Here is a 19,036-nt window from a genome sequence, read left to right on the forward strand (position 1 = left end):
ACCCTGCGGAGTTCAAATTAATTACAGAACATTCAAGAGCTTGCTTGCGCGAAGCGGAACTTGATTGGCCTGTGAAAGCACTCCAATTCCAGCATCGGCTAGGATTTGAGATTGGAGCAACTCTCCGGTTTCATAGGCGATGTCTGCGTCAGACAGTCGTGACTTTGAAGCCGAAAGATTTTCATACTGCGTATCTAAGTTGGAAGTCGTTGCTTGCAGTCTTGATTGAATGGCACCGAAATTAGCTCGTATTGATGAAATATTGACGAGCGCTTTATCGAGTTTATCTAAATTCTCAGCGGCATCGTCGCGATCTCTAATGGCAAGACCAGAAATATCAAGTTTGCCCGCTGTAGAATCTGCATCTAAATTATATTCGATGCGGTTATCTGGTCCAGCAAATGCGCCCACATGAAATGTAAATTGACCACCATTGCCGTCGAGCAATGATTTGTTTCCAAATCTTGTCGTACGCGCAATTCGATCAAACTCTTGAGACAGCTGCTGATATTCGTTATCCAAAAAGCCGCGTTCAACATCACTGACGTTATCGCTGGCTGCTTGAATCGAAAGTTCTCGCAGTCTTATGATTATATTATTTTGTTCATTCAAACCGCCTTCAGCTACCTGAATCAGCGAGACCGCATTATTAGAATTTGATCTTGCTTGTCTGATAGAAGCGATTTGCCCCCGTAGATTTTCTGAAATAGCCAAGCCTGCAGCATCATCACCAGCTTTTACGATGCGACTTCCGCCAGCAATTGCAGCGAGTGCATGCTCTTGCCTTGCTTGTGCTTTACCTAAATTCCGATTGGCTTGAATAGCAGCCACGTTTGTATTAATCCGCAAACCCATAAAATCCCCCGCCTAATTACTTATTGAGAGCCTGTCCCGGCCTCAAGTTTCTCTAAATAACTATTCGGCACAACGCGTTAGGACTTTAGTGCTGAAGTTGCGACTAATGGAATTCATTTGTAGATACAGGTACTTAAATGGCAAATTTTTTAACGCGTAAAGTTAATAGGCGGTTTTATGAGGATATAAGGTCACTTCGGTATCAACCACATCGAAAATGATCTTGAGAGGATTCCCTCCATGCAGGGCTTTCCGTTCGCCCCTCGTGTGCGAACGTGCCATGAAAGCGATGGTGTTTTATTTTTTTCAAGTTTCTCAATTTCCATAAACGTATGCCAAATCAAGTTGACAAATTTACCGTTGATTATTAGAACTTCATTATGGCAAAACAATTGGTTTTCAAAAGAACCTTAGGATGGGGTGGAAAAAGAAAAGGTTCTGGTAGACCCAATCTTTCAGGAACTGTAGGCCACATAAAACGTGAGGTTATAAAGTCTCAATATCCACTGCATATTACATTGAGGATACGAGAGAAAATTCCCACTTTGCGACGTAAAGTGCTTCTTACAGAATTTAAAAAGAGTATTGCAAATGCCAAAGTGCATGGAATTAACGTCATTCACTTTTCTTTGCAATCAAATCACATTCACCTCTTTGCAGAGAGCAGTAGCAATAAATTTCTCGCACTGGGCATGAGGAGTTTGGCCGGGAGATTTGCAAAGATTATAAAAAAGAATGCTGCAATTAGTAAGCACGTAAGCGGCAGTGGAAAATCAACTGCAGGATCTACGCTTGCTAGGTCATTGTTTGCTGGTTCTGTGTTTAAGGGTCGCTATCATCTTCACATATTAAAGACCCCTCAGGAAGTGAGAAATGCCCTTGAATATGTACTCCTAAATATTTCTAAGCACCAAAGGTTGATTGAATATATCGATCCATATTCATCGGCGCAGACTTTCACCCATTGGAGAAAGCTTTTAGGAAAAAGATATAATTCTCTCATTAAATTTCACTCTAATTCATTTCAGGGTGATTCAATTGACAATGATTCATTTCGGCGTGATTCTTGTGACCGTGATTCATTTAAAAGTGATCCTTTTGTCCGTGTTTCAGACGATAGATCTTCGCCTGACGAAAGAATTATACCCAACGATTTATCTGATGTGTTGAGCTCTCCTCGATCATGGCTTGGAAAAGTTGGCTGGATGAAAGCTTGTACGTAGGAAAGCGGCCATGGGAATCTTTTTACAATTCAATTCTTACGGTACGATACATTTTTTGGCAAGCAAAGTAGCGTGCATCAGCAGATCTCTGAATGGTGCATGTAGCGTAATAGTAGGCGCTAAAAACCTGAGGCTAGAATGAGGTATTCCTTCCATGAATCTGGAGCTTGAGCATACGAGAATTTTACCTGAACTTTTGGAAGCCACGTTGGGACGATTGGTTTACTTTTTAATCTCATACTTGCTTCAGCAGGTGTTCGCCCTCCTTTTTTCTGATTGCATGAGATACAAGCTGTAACAATATTTATCCAATTCTTTTTTCCACCTTGAACAGCGGGTATCACGTGATCAAGTGTTAATTGTTTTGGATGAAATCTTCTCTCGCAATACTGACAACTAAAATCATCACGAATATAAATATTCTCGCGCGAGAAACGAATGTAACTTTGATTACGAATTTTAACATAGTGATTAAGTCTGATAATACTTGGCAAGCGGTATGTGAACCGAACGGTTCTAACAAATTCATCGTGCTCTTCAATCACCTCAACTTTACCCTGGAAAAGCAATGTCATGGCTTTTTCCCAGTTTACCACCTTCAGTGGTTCATATGAGGCATTGAGGACTAAGGCATGTGTGAGTTGATTCTTGAAAGTTACTCCCCCTTGTTCCTATCTTCTATTTTTTCGAGCTATGACCGGAGAGTCAAGTCAAGGTTCACTCTTATATAAAACCTAGACTTTTATATTGACCCCCTGGCCCACTTGTTCGCTCGCATCTGTACATGAAAATTTCTGATACGCCTTAATAGCTTCTGACTTCAGTTTATTTTTCTGATTTCGATTTTTTTCTTTTTTCTTTTCGTGTGATTTTTCAAGAAGATCTAGAATTTTTCCCAAACGTGGTGATTTGCCTTCTGAGGTAGAAGCATCGTGTTCATTACTAGTTGCTTGTGGCTCACTGATTGTCTTCACCCTTAACTTATCGAGCGCGACTTTATCAAAACTAGTCGCAGGTGCTGAGATCGGTTTACCTATGGTATCTAGACGCATTTGACTCCCCACATATGATCTATTATACCAGAAATTACGCAAACTTAACGCTTTGCGCTATAAACCTGTTATATTAAGCGTTTAGACTGATGTAGGGAATTTTGACCAAGATAGGATCAAATATAAGAATCGATTATTTGAATTTGGAAAACGTTATAAAGGGGTCTTGGATTTTAAGTTTTGATATTTTCTTTTGAAGTTCTTGATCCCACGAAGCAAGCACAAGAGCACGCAATTGACCAAGATTGCGCACTTGAACACGTTTAGAATTATTCTTAAATTTTAAAGCCAACTCTAGTAAATGTTTTGCCAGCGGAACAATTCCTTCATCTCTGTTTGCTGATGTTAAAAAAACATTTCGAGGTGTTTTACTTTCTTGTTCAACAAGATTTTTTAATTCTTGAGCTAAAATATCTGCACCTACACGATCTGATTTATTGACGATAAATACATCTGCAATTTCTAATATTCCGGCTTTAAGTGTTTGTATAACGTCACCACTTTCAGGAACAAGAATAACGGCTGTGGCGTGTGCAAGATTCATAATTTCTAATTCAGTTTGGCCGACTCCCACTGTTTCTATGAGAATGAGATCAAATCCACAATATTCAAGTACTCGGGCCATGGCTCCAGATGCGGCACTTAAGCCACCTACTCCGCCCCGCGAGCCGATACTTCGAATAAATACATTCGAATCTGCAGAGTGTTCATTCATTCTTATTCGATCACCTAAAAGGGCTCCGCCTGAAAAAGGTGAAGATGGATCAACTGCCAAGACTCCAATTTTATAATCATCTTTTCGGTAATTTTTAATTAAGAGATTCACAAGTGTACTTTTGCCAGCACCTGGAGGGCCGGTAATGCCTATGCGTAAAGACTTTTTAGAAGCTTTAAGCTTTGCGATTTGAGGTAAAGATCCTTTTAAATCACGTTCAATAAACGTCAATGAACGGGCTAACGCACCAATATCACCAAGAGATGCCTGCTTTATAAGTGAACTGAGTGACTCTTTGGGCGCCATTTGTGTCTTTGCTCCTCTATAAACAATCTAGTCATAAACCATTGATCTTGTAATGGTTTTTCTTTTTACTGCTTACACATGTACAAATTCTCGACACACATCATTGGCACCATTCATTGGCATCATCGCAATTTTCAAATACTTCCAACAAGTTAAGCGTTTTCACATCTGGCGCATCTTGTGAAATAGAGAATAGCTATGAAACGCTTGATACTTATCATTATTGCAGTTGCTGTTGCGGGGAAGCTCTTTGCACTTCTCATAACCAGTATTGTTCATGGTCCTTCTGAAAAAATTAAGGGATCGCAGTTTTTTGATAAAATGACAAATGAGCAAATTCAACAAAATAAATTCAGCCCGCAAGTTACTCAGCCGCTCGCTAAAACATCAAAGGTTGTAACAACCTTTAAGAACACCCCAGTTAAACTAAATAATCCTATCAAATTGTCTAAGACCGAAAAAGCACAAGTTAAAAAAGTTAAGTTAGCTCAAGCTAAGAAAGTAAAAACAGAAAATGAAAAGAAACGCCGTAAAAAACGTCGTAAAAAATTAGAAGATGTAGCTAGCAAAAAATCCAGCGGACCAAAGTTTACAGTGATCAATACAGATACATCTGATGATCCAATGTCACAAAATAACAATGGTTTTGGTGTAGGTGCAGTTATCACTTCAACTACACCTGCACCCACACCTGCAAAACCTAAAGTTAAAAGTGCCGCCACTGGATTACCCACACCTCAAGTGGGTTCAGTGAATGTCGGGGCATTGACGATCAAACTCATTAACACCCCAACATATGCAGATATGACTACCATCATTAAGTACTATCAAGAACATCGCATCAGTTCGGCTGAGTACTACAATGTTATTAGCCAAATGCAGACAAGTGAAAATGTAGATTCAAGAAGACTTGCAGTCATGGGGGCTTCATTAGAGCAAAACGTAAATGCATTCCAAGCATTGTCAAAAGCAACAATTGACGAAGATGCTTCAACAAGAGAAACAGCAAGCCAAGCGCTCAAGAGTTATGAAAATATCACGAGTCTTTCGATTATCTCTGAAGCTTTGGTAAACGGAGTTTTGGTATCTAAGATTACAGCTTCAAATATACTCAATGAAGTAGCAAAGGGTTTTCAGGCTAATCCTGATCCAAATCAACGCACATTATTCTCACCCTTTGTTGATATTTTAAATCCGTTAGTTGAAGACGGATCATCCCCTGATCTTCAAGCGAGTGCCTCAACAACACTTTCAACAATCAAAAGTATTATTCAAAGTTAATTCGCAGGAAACAAATGATACGGGTATAAAAACGTAAATCCCTCTTTTTGCATTCTTGGTAATATCGACTTTAGCGCAACAACAGTTTGCGGATGAACATCATGAAACAAGATTACACCACGATTGTTGTAAAGTTTTAATTGCGAGAACACACGCTCTTCTATGGTCACAGGATTAAGATCATGCCAATCAAGGGAATCTACATTCCACATAATGTGTTTCATGGGAATATTTTGCGATGCACCATGTGCATTAGTTGTTGTGGTGCCCACTACGGTGTCAGTGATAACTTTTAAAATACGATCATCGCGGCTGCCGTAGGGCGCTCTAAAAAACTCAGGCGCTGTAAGTGTTCGTGGAATATTAAAAAGTGCGTGAAAAAAAAGTTGGTAGTAGTTATTAAACTCTTCAGCACCACCAAGTATTGTTTGAATCATATTTTGAGTGATGTCGATTTCTCTACGTGCAGCTTCGATGATGAGTTTTATCATCTGCACGTGATTATACGAATGATTACCGATTAAAAAACCATCTTTTGCTAAACCTAAAGTAATTTGAGGGTATTTTATAATCGCATCTCCCACTTCAAAAAATGTTGCAGGCAGTTTTAATTCTTTTAAAACTTTTTGTACCGCGCGCGTATGCGTTTCATGCGGGCCATCATCAAAAGTAAGAACAATTTGTTTCGTGCTAAGCGAACTACCGTTGGCTTCAAGGGGGTGTGAGTAATTCATTCTAACTTGTGAGCGCAATTCATCAGAAATTTCATTTAGTTCTTTACTAGTAAGTTTTCTCGTAGGGTAAGGTCTGCCATAAAGCTCCCATCGCATCCTGTAATGTTGCATTGAACTTAAGGCCGCCTCTAACTCGGTAACATTGCCTGATGCTGCATGCTGATCTGCAAGTTGGCGGAGTCCCATCATCTTAAGACCCATGCTCTTTGCTGCTTCTTGTCTCTCGTTATTTGGATCTTTAGTATGACAGCCGTTTGGGTTTGGAGGACTTACTTTATAAATATCCACCCAAGTTCTGGAGAATATTCCCATTCCCTCATAAAGACTGGCTGAGCTTAATCCCTCTTTTGCAAAAAAATCGATATGCCAACCTTGAATGCCATTTCCGATATCTTCAGCTTTAAAAATTCCGTCATGAATTGAACCATCAGGGAGCTTCATACCTTTAACAGCTGGGATAAAAACTGTACTACCAAGAGGAATCTCTCGCGTATCAACAGCGATAGTTCTGTAGGGCGTGAGAACACAATCGCCCACACCCATGCCCCAAGTTGATGTTGTGTATTTATAGCGAACTTCTCCGTTTATGACGTTTGCATAGTTTACTGTTTTTCCGTTTAAAAGAATTCCTGTACCTTCAATATCTAGTTCCTTTTTAAACTTGGCTGATACCTTCGCAAGCACATTACCAACTGTGTCCTTTATTTCAGCATCAGTGCCAGGAACGTAAGATTTTTCATTAAGCACATAATAAAATGTTGAATAAAAGCTGCCGATTTTCTCACCACTATTAATAGTAGTTGTCGCATGGGCGGTCTGATTTATTGTGAATAGTAATAGCCAAATAATTTTAACAGCGAACAGCTGGCTGATATTTTTGAACGACATGGAGTCCGGCCCTTTCATAAAAGTTTAACTCAGTTGTCCAATCAATACGGACTGTTTCGCATCCTTTAGATTTCAAAATTTCCCAACTTGCTTTTAAAATTTCAGAACCGTAGCCCTCACCTCGAGCAAACGAAGCAACACCAATTGGGCCCAACCCACACGTGCCCTTCATTGGCGTAGCAAAATAAACACCCGGGGCCCAGTAATCTGTGTTCCAACCATACAGTCGCGCATAGCCCACGATTTTGTCTTTTATGAAATATGCAAAATAGTGCTGAAGTTTATTATTTTGTGCATCTTCTATAATTTCTCGAGCCCATCGCCCCTTAAATTCGGCTTCAACAAAACTTAACAGTTCTTTTTCCTCTGCCTTATTTTGTGTTTGGCGAAGAATGCCTGGCGACTGCTGCACACTTCGCAGGCTTTGATCTGCTTGATGTTTAAGATTTACTTGCTCTATGAGTTCTTCGATTGAACCTTGAAAATCCATGACGACTTCCCCCGTTGGGGAGAAATACTCAAGCCAAGGTTTTTGCTCACTCAGTAACGGAACTCCAGGAAACAAATGTTTGTCACCGCCGCCAAAAGTAATTTTTTTTATTTCAAGTTCAAGAGCTTTTTCGTCTAGAGCGTCAATAGCCTGCTTGCAAATATGCTTAATTGACGATGTTTTAAGAGGTACTGCGAGATGAAGCCTGAGCTGCGTACTCTCTTTTTTGATGAATAGGCAAAAATCATTGTTTTGGATTATGAATCGATCTGTTGGAGGCAAAGTGAAAAATGTCGCCTCAAGCAGCTCACTTGTAAGTGGAAGCTGTGCGCCATAATGGGCATTCCATGCCTCTAAAATTCCTTCCATCTCCATATACTTAAGAATTAGCCCATCTTCGCTTTTGACAGTCAATGCTTAATTTTGCAGACTACTTAGAGGGAGTCGTCTCTTCATGCAGAAAAGTTATATATTCGCTTTAATCTTCTCATTCATCGCGCTGATTCCCAGTGCCCATGCAACGCTTTCGATTCCCTCTGGTTTGTCAGATGGCGAACAAGAACTCGTTCTTCAAATTTTAGGCTTTGGTACAAGTTTTCGCCCAGTAGATAATCCTTATCCACTAGGTGGGTACAGCGGTGTCGAGCTAGGTTTAAGTTTTTCTAACATTCCAACTGGTGACATCGGGCATTTCGGAGACAAAGCTGCGGTTGATCGCAACGTGCTTTACCCCCAACTGACTTTGGGTAAAGGAATTTTTGATAGCGTTGATTTATTTTTTAATTTTTCACCTTACAATGAAAACACAGGCATTGGAGTCTACTCAGGCGCATTACGGTGGGGGTTTTTTCAAGCTACTTTTGTGCCCGCATGTTTTAGTTTACTTGTTCATGGCACCAACACGAATTTCAACAACGTTCTCATTACACAAACTATGGGAGTTGATTTAATATCAGGTGTTAACGTTGATCCATTCTCATTTTATGTTGGGGCGGGAAGTCTTTACGGAATGGGCCAATTTGATTCAAGCATTACCACGAGCCGTACAAAACGAAATCAAGTGGGCAGAACTTTTCACACAATTTTGGGCATGAACATCGCTTTAGGCGAAATGTTTTTGGCAATGGAAGTTGATAGCTACAATACAACTGTTGCCACAGCGAAATTCGGCGCTCGGTTTTAGTTTTGAGAGTTACAATTTTAGAATTTTTTCAACAAGACCGGTTGTGGAATGCCCTTTTACAAACGGAAGACTTTTTACTAATCCACCATACGACTCAACAAAATCTCTACCTATGATTTTATCTGGAGTCCAATCGCCACCTTTCACTAGAATTTGAGGCTTCACTAATTTTATAAGTTCAAGGGGAGTTTGTTCATCAAAAATACTGACGGCGTCAACAGCCTTCAGATGCAGTAAAATTTCGGAACGATCGGATTCATTTTGAATTGGTCGCTGGGGGCCTTTGAGCTTACCAACACTGGCGTCTGAATTAACTCCTATAAAAAGAAAATCACCAAGTGCTCGCGCTTCACTCAAATAGCGGACATGCCCGAGATGTAAAATATCAAAGCAGCCATTTGTAAAAACAATTTTCTTATTTTGCGTGTGAAGTTTTTCGCAATATTCGCTAACTTCAGCCCGACTAAGTGATTTTAATTTCATAAATTAATTGCTCAGCTTATGTCTTTTGCCCAAGTTTTATCTTTGCTCAGCATAGAGTGAAACGCCAGACATCATTCCCGCCACATCTCGTTTTACAATCGTGCTGATAATTGGGAGCAAAACAAATCCGGTTATAGCCACTAAGAATGTGCGCAAAGCCACTTTCAACGGATATAAAAGATATTGCTGTTCATGAGGAGCACCGATTCGAAAATCAAATGCGTACTCACCTAATGTTTTGCCAAAAAATGTGCGGCACGTGATCGAATATATTTCAAATACAGCAATGAGAAGTACGATCGACGCAAGTTGTGCCCCGCCTTCTGTTTCCATCATAAATCTAAGATCGCCAAATTCGATTTGTGTTAATGCAAATACGACTGTTGAAAAAATTAGTGTGAGCCCGAGCACCATTGCCGAATCAAATAAACCAACCGTCCAACTTACTGCGACAGGAGTAAGTGTTTGTGGCTGACTTTGAACTTCTGGCTCGAGCATATCAAGATCAGGAAGGCTCGGTGCCCAACCGCGCGATTTTTGCTGTGGCATATGTTGCGGAGCTTTTTGTTGTGGAATTTTTTGCAGTGGTAAATGTTGTGGAGCTTTTGGTTGGGGCATCTGTTGCTGTGAGGAATAAGCAGTACCCGGCATCTTACTTCGTGTCATAGCAGGGCTCGACATTGATTGAGTCGCAGATTTTTGCATGAAGTTTTGATCTTCTTTTATATCCAAAACTTTTTTGTGAAAACCAAGACCTTCGGTGATTGGCTTAAATTCAAATTCTTCTCTTTCCATAAATTTTCTCCCCTAACGACCTAACGCATAAGGCCAAAATGGTATTGTATGACGGACAAAATTGCGATGCAAGCCGTTTCAACTCGCAAAACAAGAGAGCCCATTGTTACTGGTTGAAAGCCTAGTTTTTTGAAATTTTCCACTTCAGTTGTACTAAAACCGCCCTCAGCTCCGATAAAAAGTGTCAGAGTTTCTAAAGTCGACGCCTGTTTTTTCTCTAGAGCTGATTTAATATTTAATACGCCGTCCCCTTCATATAAAAAGAGGCTTTCATCAGCCTTGGCCAATTCTGAAGCTTTAGCTAATGTGGAAAATTCGGATATCTTCATGGGCCATGCTCTACCCGATTGTTTACACGCTTCACCTGCGATCTTTTCCCAACGTTTCACTTTGACTGTTAGATCTTTGGACAAGCTTTTTACAAAACTTCTATCACTTACCACTGGCAGAATTTCAGTCGCACCTAGTTCAACACATTTTTGAATAATCAAATCCATTTTTTGAAATCGAGGAACACATAAAATGATTTTCACATGGGGAAATGGCATTGGTGATAGCTTGTCGATTTTTTCAATGTCGAGTGTTGCTGACTTTTTACCAATTTGATTAATCACTGCAAGGGCAATTCGCCCTTCGCCATCAAGGAGTTCAACACGCTCGCCCTCTTCAAGGCGACAAACGTTTTTTAAATGATGAAACTCATCACCGTCAAGATGTACAGCTTGGTTTTCATTTAAATTATCTGGTGTAACAAAGAATCTACGCACTCAAACACTTTATTTTGAAATGATGAGGGATGTCCACTCTTCATCTTTGGTCTCACTCATTAATTTACAATTTGTGCGGCTCAAAAAACTTTTTATAAAAGCACTTGCACCATCAGTCAAAATACCTGACAAAATCAAATATCCACCAGGCTTGAGAGCATTCAACAGCGGTTTTTTTAATTCCATCAAAACACCATCAATAATATTTGCGACAACAACGTCGTATTTCTTTTTAATCTGATGTAGTTGTTTTTCTGTCACACGGCATTTCTTAGTTTTATTAAGCTTAAACATCTTACGACATTCACGCCACGATTCAGGATCATTATCAATAGCTAGACATTTAAGTGCGCCAAACTTTTCTGCCACGACTGAAAGTATCCCGCTACCCGCACCAACATCTAAAATAGTTTTGCCTTTAATTTTATTTTTCTTCGATAATTTTTTAAGATGCTCAATTGCAAAACGTGTGGTCGCGTGTGTGCCTGTGCCAAAAGCCATACCCGGTTCAATAATCACTGTTTTAGCTCTAGGCATTAGTTTTGAGACTTCCCAAGCTGGTACAAAACGAAGGCCTGCGGCAGAGAACGGTTTAAAATATTTTTTCCACTCTTTGAGCCAATCTTGATTTGCTTGAAGCTCCCAACTCATGCGCGTTAATGGAGATCGACTTTGAAGCCAACGTGAAACTTTCCATTCCATTTCATCACGCATACGGGGATCAAAATAAGCTGTGATACTGATCAATTTTGTTGTTTTAATTTTCGCTTCGTATCGAAGTAAGGGCTGTGAAAATAAGAGGTTCTCTACTATCCCCCAACACCCTTGATTAAAAAGCCACACAGAAAGAGATGGTTCAAGTGATCGAGGAAGACCTTCAAGTCTTAACTCCCAAAACGTGTCTAAGGGAGGATTCACAGTTAGTGTTTTTTTTCTCAAAAATTAATTCCTGGTTGTCGTTAAATCCGTTTGACCTTGAGCTACAGGCTTTGACTCTTTTTTTGGTGTAGCTTTTAGATTTTCCTCGGCAACTGTTTCTGGAGCAGGAGCTGGTACAGGCGCTACGGCTACATCACGGGTGGGTAAATCTTCAACTAATTCTACTCGATCACCTAACATTACTTGCTCAAATTGAACAACAGGAATTTGTTCAGGGCTTACTTGACTAGCAAGTCTTGCTACACACATAGATTTTTGAGCATGAATTACTTTCAAATGTGCAATGGGTACGATGAGATCATCTTGAGCTTTATTACGATAAATGTCGATCACTGGAACCCTACGCTTCACAGCTACATACTGACCAACGCGCATACCTTCATCAGTACCTAAATTAATGTAGTAGTCGCGAAAGATAGGTTCGTTATCATGAAGCGGTAAATTCTTTCGAATGGCGAACACAGAATAATCTTTCGGTCGCGCTAGTGCTTCGTTGATATTGAAAAGTTGCGCAAGAATGAGCGCTGATAGAATTACAAATATAGACTTCATCACCATGACAATCCCTCTCCCTGGGTTGCTATCCTCCATCCTGGATTGTCCAATAAGCCGTCCTGGCTACTTATATAAACGGCAAAAATGTCGAACTTATTAACTGGACCAAGGACTAATATTTATGGGCTGTTACCTGCGCAACAATGCAAATCGCTCAATAATTTATTCTACAGTTACTGACTTAGCAAGATTACGGGGCTGATCAACGTCGCGCTTTAATTCTACAGCCAAATGATAACTTAAAAGCTGCATGGGTATTGAGGCCAGCACTGGATTAGTAGTCCATGAGGCTTCGGGTATACTTAAATAATGGGTGCTTAATCTTGCCAAAGTTTTATCATCGCCAGAACCAATAGAAATAATTTGTCCACCACGAGCCCGTACTTCTTCGATGTTGCTCACATTTTTTTCATACAATTCATCACGCGGAGCCATCACAACAATGGCCATAGTTTTATCAACGAGTGCGATAGGGCCATGCTTGAGTTCACCCGACGGATAACCTTCTGCATGAAGATAAGTAATTTCTTTAAGTTTCAAAGCACCTTCAAGGGCAACGGGATAATTTAAGCCACGACCTAAATATAAAAATCCTTTGTATTCACATAAAGATTTAGCGGCCTCTTTAAACCATTTATCGTGATTAAGACAAACCTCAACTTGGCTTGGCAACGCGAGAAGTGCCTCAATATATTCTTCGATTTCTTTTTCAGAACAAGTTTTACGAATACGTGCAAGTTGATAGGTCAGCATGTAAAGTGACACGATTTGTGCAGTGAAAGCTTTTGTGCTGCAAACACCAATCTCTGGGCCAGCCTGGGTGTAAAGATGTCCGTCAGCTTCACGATCAATACTTGAATGAGGAACATTACAAAGACTTAATATTTTTAAGCCCGCTTTTTTACAAAGTCTCAAGCACGCAAGTGTATCTGCTGTCTCACCGCTTTGACTTACGGTGACGACCAAAGTTTTTGTATCGAGTACCGGATGCCGGTAACGAAATTCACTTGCGATATCAACATCAGTGGGAAGTTTTGCGACTCGCTCTAATAAATATTTTGCAATAAGTGCTGCATGCCAGCTTGTTCCACATGCAATAAGTTGAATGCGGTTAAACCCAGCTAATTCTTTTTCAGTAATACCGAGATCTTTTATTTCAATGCGAAGTGGGTTTCTCTCTAAATGAGCTTCAAGTGTTTGTCTCAAGGCTCGTGGTTGCTCAAATATTTCTTTTTGCATGAAATGATCAAACCCGGCTTTTTCTGCCATGGCTAAATCCCATTTTACTTCGACGATTTTCTTTTTGATTTCTTTGCCAACATGATCAAAAAATTCTACATCACCTTTATGACTAACAACTATTTCACCGTCTTCGAGATACACCACTTTATTTGTATGCTCGATCAAGGCTTGCACATCACTGGCAATAATTATTTCACCTTTACCAAGCCCCACCAACATGGGTGTTCCATTTTTAAATGCCAAAAGTGTGTCAGGTTCTTGTTCATTCACAACCAAGATAGAATAAGCCCCACGCAATTGAGGTATTACTTTTAACGTTGCAGCCAAAAGTTGTTTCCCCTGCTTCAATTCTGCATGCAGAAGATGAGCAATGAGTTCTGAATCAGTTTCGGATTTAACTTCGACACCTTGTTTTACAAGGGTTTCATAAATCTCACGGTAATTTTCAATGATGCCATTATGAACAATTGCAATTGGCCCCACTTTATGAGGGTGCGCATTGCGCTCATTGGGTTCACCGTGTGTGGCCCAACGAGTGTGACCAATACCGGTGGGGCCGCTAAATTCTATATTTTTTATTTTTTCTTCAAGGCGTGTGAGCTTTCCCGGACTACGCTCTACTTTTAAACTAGCACCATCAAAAATCGCAACACCAGTGCTATCGTAACCGCGGTACTCCAAACGACGTAGACCATCGAGTATTACTTTTTTAGGACGCTGAGGCCCCCAATAACCGACGATTCCACACATACTGCTTTTATGACTCCTTATTATAGTTTGTCTTTGTTGTTTGTCTTGAGCGAGCGATGGCCAATGCTTTTGAAGGCACATCTTCTGTAATAGTACTTCCGCTAGCAATAACAGCACCATCACCAACAGTTACTGGTGCCACAAACTGAGTGTCACTTCCTACAAAAACATTTTTACCAATTTTTGTTTTATATTTTTTACGATCAACAGCGTAATTACACGTGATGGTTCCACAACCTATATTTGTATCTTCACCAATTTCCGCATCACCTAAATATGTTAAATGATTTGCCTTAGCTCTTGCACCCAATCGAGTTTTCTTAAGCTCAACAAAGTTTCCAACATGGGCTTCATGCTCAACAATAGTTTCTGGTCTCAGCCGTGCGTAAGGTCCAACAACTGCAGACTCATGAATTTCGCTTTGATCTACAAGTGTTCCCCAACGAAGCTCAACTCGATTACCAATTTGTGATGCACGCACATGACAATAGGGTTCAATGTTGCAACCGACTCCGATAGTTGTGCCTGCTGATATGACACATCCTTGGCCAATAACGGTCTCAGCCCCAATTGTGACATCGGCATCAATGTAAGTTGTATTCGGGTCAATAATTGTTACACCCAATTGCATAAGCTCTCGTGCTTTACGATTATAAAGCGAGCGTGTTGCTCTAGCTAAATCTTCTTGGTTGTTTACTCCTACACCAATGCGCGCAGGGCCAGTGAGAACTTCAACTTTCTTTTTGTCATTGAGGGTGAGCTTGATAATATCGGTGAGATAAAATTCTTTTTTCGCGTTGTCGTTGGTAATTAATGGAAGATACTTTTTTAATATTTCACCTTTAACGACATACACGCCGGTATTGATTTCATTAATCTTCTTTTCAATTGCTGATGCGTCTTTTTCTTCTACAATTTTTTTAATGCGCCCTTGACCGTCTCGTACGATACGACCTAACCCTGTCGGGTTTTTCACCCGGGCTGATACAACTAAAACATCAGAATTTAGTTTTGAAAAATGATGCAGGGCCGCACTAAAATCTTCACCACTTACGAGCGGGGTATCACCGCAACATATAATCACATTTTCAGCGAGCGTTTCAATTTGGGCACTCTTTACGGCGTCAGCTGTACCTAATTGTGTGGTTTGGGCGAAAAATTCGATTCCAGGCTTACCCCAAAGGTGCTGCCTGACTTGGTCTCCAGCATAACCCACCACGACACGAATATTATTCACTCCAGCACTACTTAATGCGTTAAGTACGTGATCAATCAGGGGGCGCCCTGCAGCGGCATGTAATACTTTGGGTTTTTGCGTTTTCATACGCTCACCCCGACCTGCTGCCAATACTATTGCTGTGGTTTGTTTTGCCATATTTGCTAAGAACGTATCTCAGGCTCGACAAATCGGTCAAGACAACCTTACAATTTTAAGTTCATGATCGGAAATATGAAACTTCTCACAAAATCAGCAGGGCAAAAAGATATTCTCATGTACCAATTTGGGGATCCTCAATTACCCACGATGGTTCTCATTGGGGGGGTCCATGGAGATGAACCCGAAGGGGCATTGGTCGTTGAAGACTTCATAGAACATGCAAAAGTAGATTCACAGAAATTTAAATGCAATGTGATTGTTATTCCCAGTTTAAATCCAGATGGTTTAGCTAAAAATGAACGCACAAATGACAATGGGGTAGATTTAAATCGAAATTTTCCGGCCTCTGATTGGAGTAAAGATCACAAAGCGCCACGATACTACCCTGGCCCGACACCAGCTAGTGAGCCTGAGGTAAAAGCTTTGGTCCAAATTTTAAAAGAATCAAAACCGTTTTTGGTTGTTCACTGTCATACGTATATTCCACAAATTTGTTACACCGGCGAAAAATCAAAAAAATGGGCTGAAATACTTATTAAAGATTTTGGGTATCCAATGACCGATGATATTGGCTACCCAACACCAGGCAGCCTGGGCCAATATTGTTTTCATGATTTAAAATCAGCATGTGTTTGCATTGAACTTCCCGAAAATGTTGAACGCAGTCAGGGTTGGAAAATTATCGGCCCGGCTTTACTGGAGATCGCACTCCGTGGCCCCTAAAAACACTCCTATTAATAAAAATCTTGTACGTGCTGTGATCTTTGATCTAGATGACACGCTTTTTGATACTTACGGGCAACTCGTAAAACCTGCAAGTCGTGAAGCTTGCGAAGCCATGATTCGTGCTGGTCTTAAAACAAAGATAGATGAATGTGTAATGGCTAGAGAAAAGTTATTCACAGCTAACCCTCGAAAAAATATTTACGAACAACTTGTTGAGCATTTCGGTCTCAATGAGAATGTTAATAAAAAAGATGTCATTCAAGCTGGCTTTAATGCATTTCATGACCGGCATATAAATGAAGAGATCTCTCTTTTTTCTGATGCACTTGAAATCATAAAGGCATTAGGTGAAAAATTTGAATTGTACCTTGTCACTCTGGGGACCCCAAGCACTCAACAGAAAAAAATTGAACTCCTAGGGCTGGAAGAATATTTAAAAAAAATCTATATCGTTAATATCAACAACTCAAAAACAAAATTTACAACGTTTCATGAAATCCTCACCACTTCAAAACATGAGCCTCGTGGTTTTGTGAGTATTGGAAATCGTATCGATAGTGAAATTCGAGACGCCAAAGAATTAGGGATGCAAACAATTCTCATGCTCCACGGTGAGTACGTACAACTTCAGCCACAGACAAGTTTTGAGGAGCCCGATGCGAAAGTCGAGACGCTAAGTCAACTTCGCGAGATTCTATTGTGAGAGCTAGTATTCTCATCGTCGGGCATCCCACTCCCGGCACTGTAGAATTTGGAGCAGATCACTGCGAAAATTATGACAACGCACTTGAAATACTTAAAACAAACCCTTACGCCGTTGTAGTTGCCGCAGATCGACTGCCTAAATCACCAGACACCAAAATCAATGACAGTTTTGATTTTTTAAAAGAAACCCGTTCACTCAACTCTGATGTTCAAACAATACTTGTAGGTTTAGAAATCAGCCCTCTAGAATTACAAAGAGCCATAAACGTAGTTGGAGTTTTTAAAATTATTCCTGAATTTGAAATTGAAACTTTGCAAATCGCCGTTCGTGAAGCACTTGAAGAATATGAACTCATCAAACAAAACCAAGCATTTTTATTACTTACTCAAGAACAAAACCAACGCTTGCAGCATTTAAGCATTCTTTTAGAAGAAAAAGTTAAAGCGCGCGAAAACTTTCTTGTCGAAGCGCGAGAAAAACTTTTGCAAGCCACCCGTCGCACCGAAGCGCTGAATCGCGCCCTTGTAACAATTCAAAGAAGTCTTACAAAACAAGAAATCGAACATCACCTTAAAGACGCCCTCCAAGTAGCACTGGGGCTTTCATGGACACGTATTCTTTTTAAAGATCAGAGTTTCCTTGATCAAGTTGAAGCAAGTTCGATTGTGAACATGGCCGTTTTCTCAGCCCCCCTTTGGCGCGATCAAGATTTGCTGGGGCATATTTATTTTGCTCGTGATAATAAAAAACCATTCACCTCTGACGAAGATGATTTTCTTTTACAAGTGAGCGATGCTGTTGGTCTTGCAATCGATAGGCTCATGGCGCTTGAAGCTATCGAATCAGTGAAACAAGAATGGGATTCTACATTTGATTCAGTGACTGACCCACTTTCACTAGTAGACGAAAATTATCAAATTGTACGCGTGAATAAATCATATGCCGGAAAAACAACCATCCCCCTTGATAACATTGTTGGTAAAAAATGTTATGAGGTCCTCTTTAATCGCGAAAGTCCCTGTGAGAAATGCCAGTTAGGTCAAAGCTTTGATCTAGGAGAAGTGGCTCTACCTGATGGATCACAAGCACACTTCTCAGTAAGCTCACATCCTGTTCGCCTTGATACTGGCAAAAAAAGTTTTGCACTTTTTTATCACGATATTAGTGAAGAGCAAAAAATTCAGAGGCAAATTCTTGAGTCATCAAAAATGGCAGAAATCGGAACCATTGGCTCAAGCATTGCCCATGAAATTAATAACCCACTAGGGGGCATGATCGCATTTTTGCAAATACTCAAAGGTGAAATCGCAAAAGCAGATCGCATATACCCTGACATCGTTGAAATGGAACAAGCTGCAATACGATGTAAAACAATCGTTGAAAATCTATTAGCCTTTACTCGAAAATCAGTGAGTAATGATCTTCAAATTGCTCAACTAGGTGAGCTCATCAGACTCGTCGCTAATATTATGGAGCTTCAAACCCGAGGGCTTGGAATTCAAATTGATAAAGAATTAAATGATGCAGCCATAATAATAAAAGCCGACACAAATCAGCTCGTACAAGTTCTTGTCAACATTACGCAAAACAGCTGTGAAGCAATTGCAGAAAGATTAGCAACAGGGAAACGACAACCTCCAGGAAAAATTTTAATTAAGAGTAGCTACACAGATGATTTTAAAAAATTTGTAAAAATAGAAATTACTGACAATGGCACGGGGATTCCAACGCCAGATCTAGCAAGGGTTTTCACGCCATTTTTCACTACAAAAGATAAGACAAAAAATCCAGGACTTGGGCTTAGTGTAAGCTATCAAATTGTCAAGGATCATGGAGGCCAGATGGAAATTTCTTCCCTCATGGGCCAGTCAGTTACGGTTTTTATCACACTTCCTGTCGCCAAAAGTCCAACTGGACAACAAATTTTTGACTAAGAAATTTCAATCCTGAGAAAATTTTGATACCATA

Annotated in this window: 19 protein-coding genes; 6 read left to right on the forward strand and 13 right to left on the reverse strand. The window is 40.2% G+C overall.

Going from position 1 to position 19,036, the window contains the following annotated elements; genetic code table 11:
• Positions 1 to 21: 21 nt before the first annotated feature.
• Positions 22 to 855 carry a flagellin gene (locus SGI74_11510; GenBank protein MDZ4678120.1) on the reverse strand — a complete coding sequence of 278 codons (834 nt, stop codon included), beginning with the start codon at positions 853 to 855 and terminating at the stop codon, positions 22 to 24.
• A 380-nt stretch (positions 856 to 1,235) separates the two neighbouring features.
• On the opposite strand from SGI74_11510, the gene SGI74_11515 reads away from it, so the two are divergent.
• The gene (locus SGI74_11515) at positions 1,236 to 2,078 is read left to right on the forward strand and encodes a transposase (protein MDZ4678121.1); all 843 of its coding nucleotides are present in this window, start codon (positions 1,236 to 1,238) and stop codon (positions 2,076 to 2,078) included.
• 119 nt (positions 2,079 to 2,197) lie between these two features.
• On the opposite strand, the gene SGI74_11520 is transcribed toward SGI74_11515, so the two are convergent.
• From SGI74_11520 to meaB, 3 genes are all read right to left on the reverse strand, one after another.
• Positions 2,198 to 2,653: an HNH endonuclease gene (locus SGI74_11520; GenBank protein MDZ4678122.1), complete on the reverse strand. Its 456-nt coding sequence runs from the start codon at positions 2,651 to 2,653 to the stop codon at positions 2,198 to 2,200.
• 159 nt (positions 2,654 to 2,812) lie between these two features.
• Positions 2,813 to 3,130, reverse strand: coding sequence for a hypothetical protein (locus SGI74_11525; GenBank protein ID MDZ4678123.1), 318 nt, complete (start codon positions 3,128 to 3,130; stop codon positions 2,813 to 2,815).
• 133 nt (positions 3,131 to 3,263) lie between these two features.
• Positions 3,264 to 4,151 (reverse strand): methylmalonyl Co-A mutase-associated GTPase MeaB, encoded by an 888-nt coding sequence (gene meaB, locus SGI74_11530; protein MDZ4678124.1) that lies wholly within the window; start codon positions 4,149 to 4,151, stop codon positions 3,264 to 3,266.
• A 198-nt stretch (positions 4,152 to 4,349) separates the two neighbouring features.
• Here meaB and SGI74_11535 point away from each other — a divergent pair, with 198 nt between their 5' ends.
• Positions 4,350 to 5,432: a hypothetical protein gene (locus tag SGI74_11535; GenBank protein MDZ4678125.1), complete on the forward strand. Its 1,083-nt coding sequence runs from the start codon at positions 4,350 to 4,352 to the stop codon at positions 5,430 to 5,432.
• Here SGI74_11535 and SGI74_11540 read toward each other — a convergent pair.
• The gene (locus SGI74_11540; protein MDZ4678126.1) at positions 5,429 to 7,054 is read right to left on the reverse strand and encodes a polysaccharide deacetylase family protein; all 1,626 of its coding nucleotides are present in this window, start codon (positions 7,052 to 7,054) and stop codon (positions 5,429 to 5,431) included. The two genes, SGI74_11535 and SGI74_11540, sit on opposite strands and share 4 nt — an antisense overlap.
• Positions 7,017 to 7,919: a GNAT family N-acetyltransferase gene (locus SGI74_11545; GenBank protein ID MDZ4678127.1), complete on the reverse strand. Its 903-nt coding sequence runs from the start codon at positions 7,917 to 7,919 to the stop codon at positions 7,017 to 7,019. Before SGI74_11545 ends, SGI74_11540 begins: the two co-directional genes overlap by 38 nt.
• A gap of 79 nt (positions 7,920 to 7,998) precedes the next feature.
• Between SGI74_11545 and SGI74_11550 the strand changes: the two genes are divergently transcribed.
• Positions 7,999 to 8,727 (forward strand): hypothetical protein, encoded by a 729-nt coding sequence (locus SGI74_11550; GenBank protein ID MDZ4678128.1) that lies wholly within the window; start codon positions 7,999 to 8,001, stop codon positions 8,725 to 8,727.
• Between the two features lie 9 nt (positions 8,728 to 8,736).
• Here SGI74_11550 and rfaE2 read toward each other — a convergent pair whose 3' ends face one another.
• From rfaE2 to glmU, 7 genes are all read right to left on the reverse strand, one after another.
• Positions 8,737 to 9,210 (reverse strand): D-glycero-beta-D-manno-heptose 1-phosphate adenylyltransferase, encoded by a 474-nt coding sequence (gene rfaE2, locus SGI74_11555; protein MDZ4678129.1) that lies wholly within the window; start codon positions 9,208 to 9,210, stop codon positions 8,737 to 8,739.
• Positions 9,211 to 9,246: 36 nt separating this feature from the next.
• The gene (locus SGI74_11560) at positions 9,247 to 10,005 is read right to left on the reverse strand and encodes a hypothetical protein (GenBank protein ID MDZ4678130.1); all 759 of its coding nucleotides are present in this window, start codon (positions 10,003 to 10,005) and stop codon (positions 9,247 to 9,249) included.
• A gap of 20 nt (positions 10,006 to 10,025) precedes the next feature.
• On the reverse strand, positions 10,026 to 10,772 hold the full coding sequence (locus SGI74_11565) for an RsmE family RNA methyltransferase (protein ID MDZ4678131.1): 747 nt from the start codon (positions 10,770 to 10,772) through the stop codon (positions 10,026 to 10,028).
• Positions 10,773 to 10,781: 9 nt separating this feature from the next.
• Positions 10,782 to 11,711, reverse strand: coding sequence for a 50S ribosomal protein L11 methyltransferase (locus SGI74_11570; protein ID MDZ4678132.1), 930 nt, complete (start codon positions 11,709 to 11,711; stop codon positions 10,782 to 10,784).
• Between the two features lie 3 nt (positions 11,712 to 11,714).
• A complete protein-coding gene (locus tag SGI74_11575; protein ID MDZ4678133.1) occupies positions 11,715 to 12,263 on the reverse strand; it encodes a hypothetical protein in 549 nt (182 codons plus the stop codon).
• A 165-nt stretch (positions 12,264 to 12,428) separates the two neighbouring features.
• On the reverse strand, positions 12,429 to 14,258 hold the full coding sequence (gene glmS / locus SGI74_11580; GenBank protein MDZ4678134.1) for a glutamine--fructose-6-phosphate transaminase (isomerizing): 1,830 nt from the start codon (positions 14,256 to 14,258) through the stop codon (positions 12,429 to 12,431).
• 7 nt (positions 14,259 to 14,265) lie between these two features.
• Complete coding sequence (glmU, locus tag SGI74_11585; GenBank protein MDZ4678135.1) at positions 14,266 to 15,633, reverse strand: bifunctional UDP-N-acetylglucosamine diphosphorylase/glucosamine-1-phosphate N-acetyltransferase GlmU; 1,368 nt, start codon at positions 15,631 to 15,633, stop codon at positions 14,266 to 14,268.
• Positions 15,634 to 15,696: 63 nt separating this feature from the next.
• Here glmU and SGI74_11590 point away from each other — a divergent pair, with 63 nt between their 5' ends.
• The 3 genes from SGI74_11590 to SGI74_11600 are packed head-to-tail and all read left to right on the forward strand — an operon-like array spanning position 15,697 to position 19,002.
• Complete coding sequence (locus SGI74_11590; GenBank protein ID MDZ4678136.1) at positions 15,697 to 16,359, forward strand: DUF2817 domain-containing protein; 663 nt, start codon at positions 15,697 to 15,699, stop codon at positions 16,357 to 16,359.
• Positions 16,349 to 17,065 (forward strand): HAD family hydrolase, encoded by a 717-nt coding sequence (locus tag SGI74_11595; GenBank protein MDZ4678137.1) that lies wholly within the window; start codon positions 16,349 to 16,351, stop codon positions 17,063 to 17,065. Before SGI74_11590 ends, SGI74_11595 begins: the two co-directional genes overlap by 11 nt.
• Complete coding sequence (locus SGI74_11600; GenBank protein MDZ4678138.1) at positions 17,062 to 19,002, forward strand: ATP-binding protein; 1,941 nt, start codon at positions 17,062 to 17,064, stop codon at positions 19,000 to 19,002. The genes SGI74_11595 and SGI74_11600 overlap by 4 nt, the downstream gene beginning before the upstream one ends.
• The last annotated feature ends 34 nt before the right edge of the window (positions 19,003 to 19,036 follow it).

This window comes from Oligoflexia bacterium (assembly GCA_034439615.1).
Taxonomy (GTDB): Bacteria; Bdellovibrionota; Bdellovibrionia; order JABDDW01; family JABDDW01; genus JAWXAT01.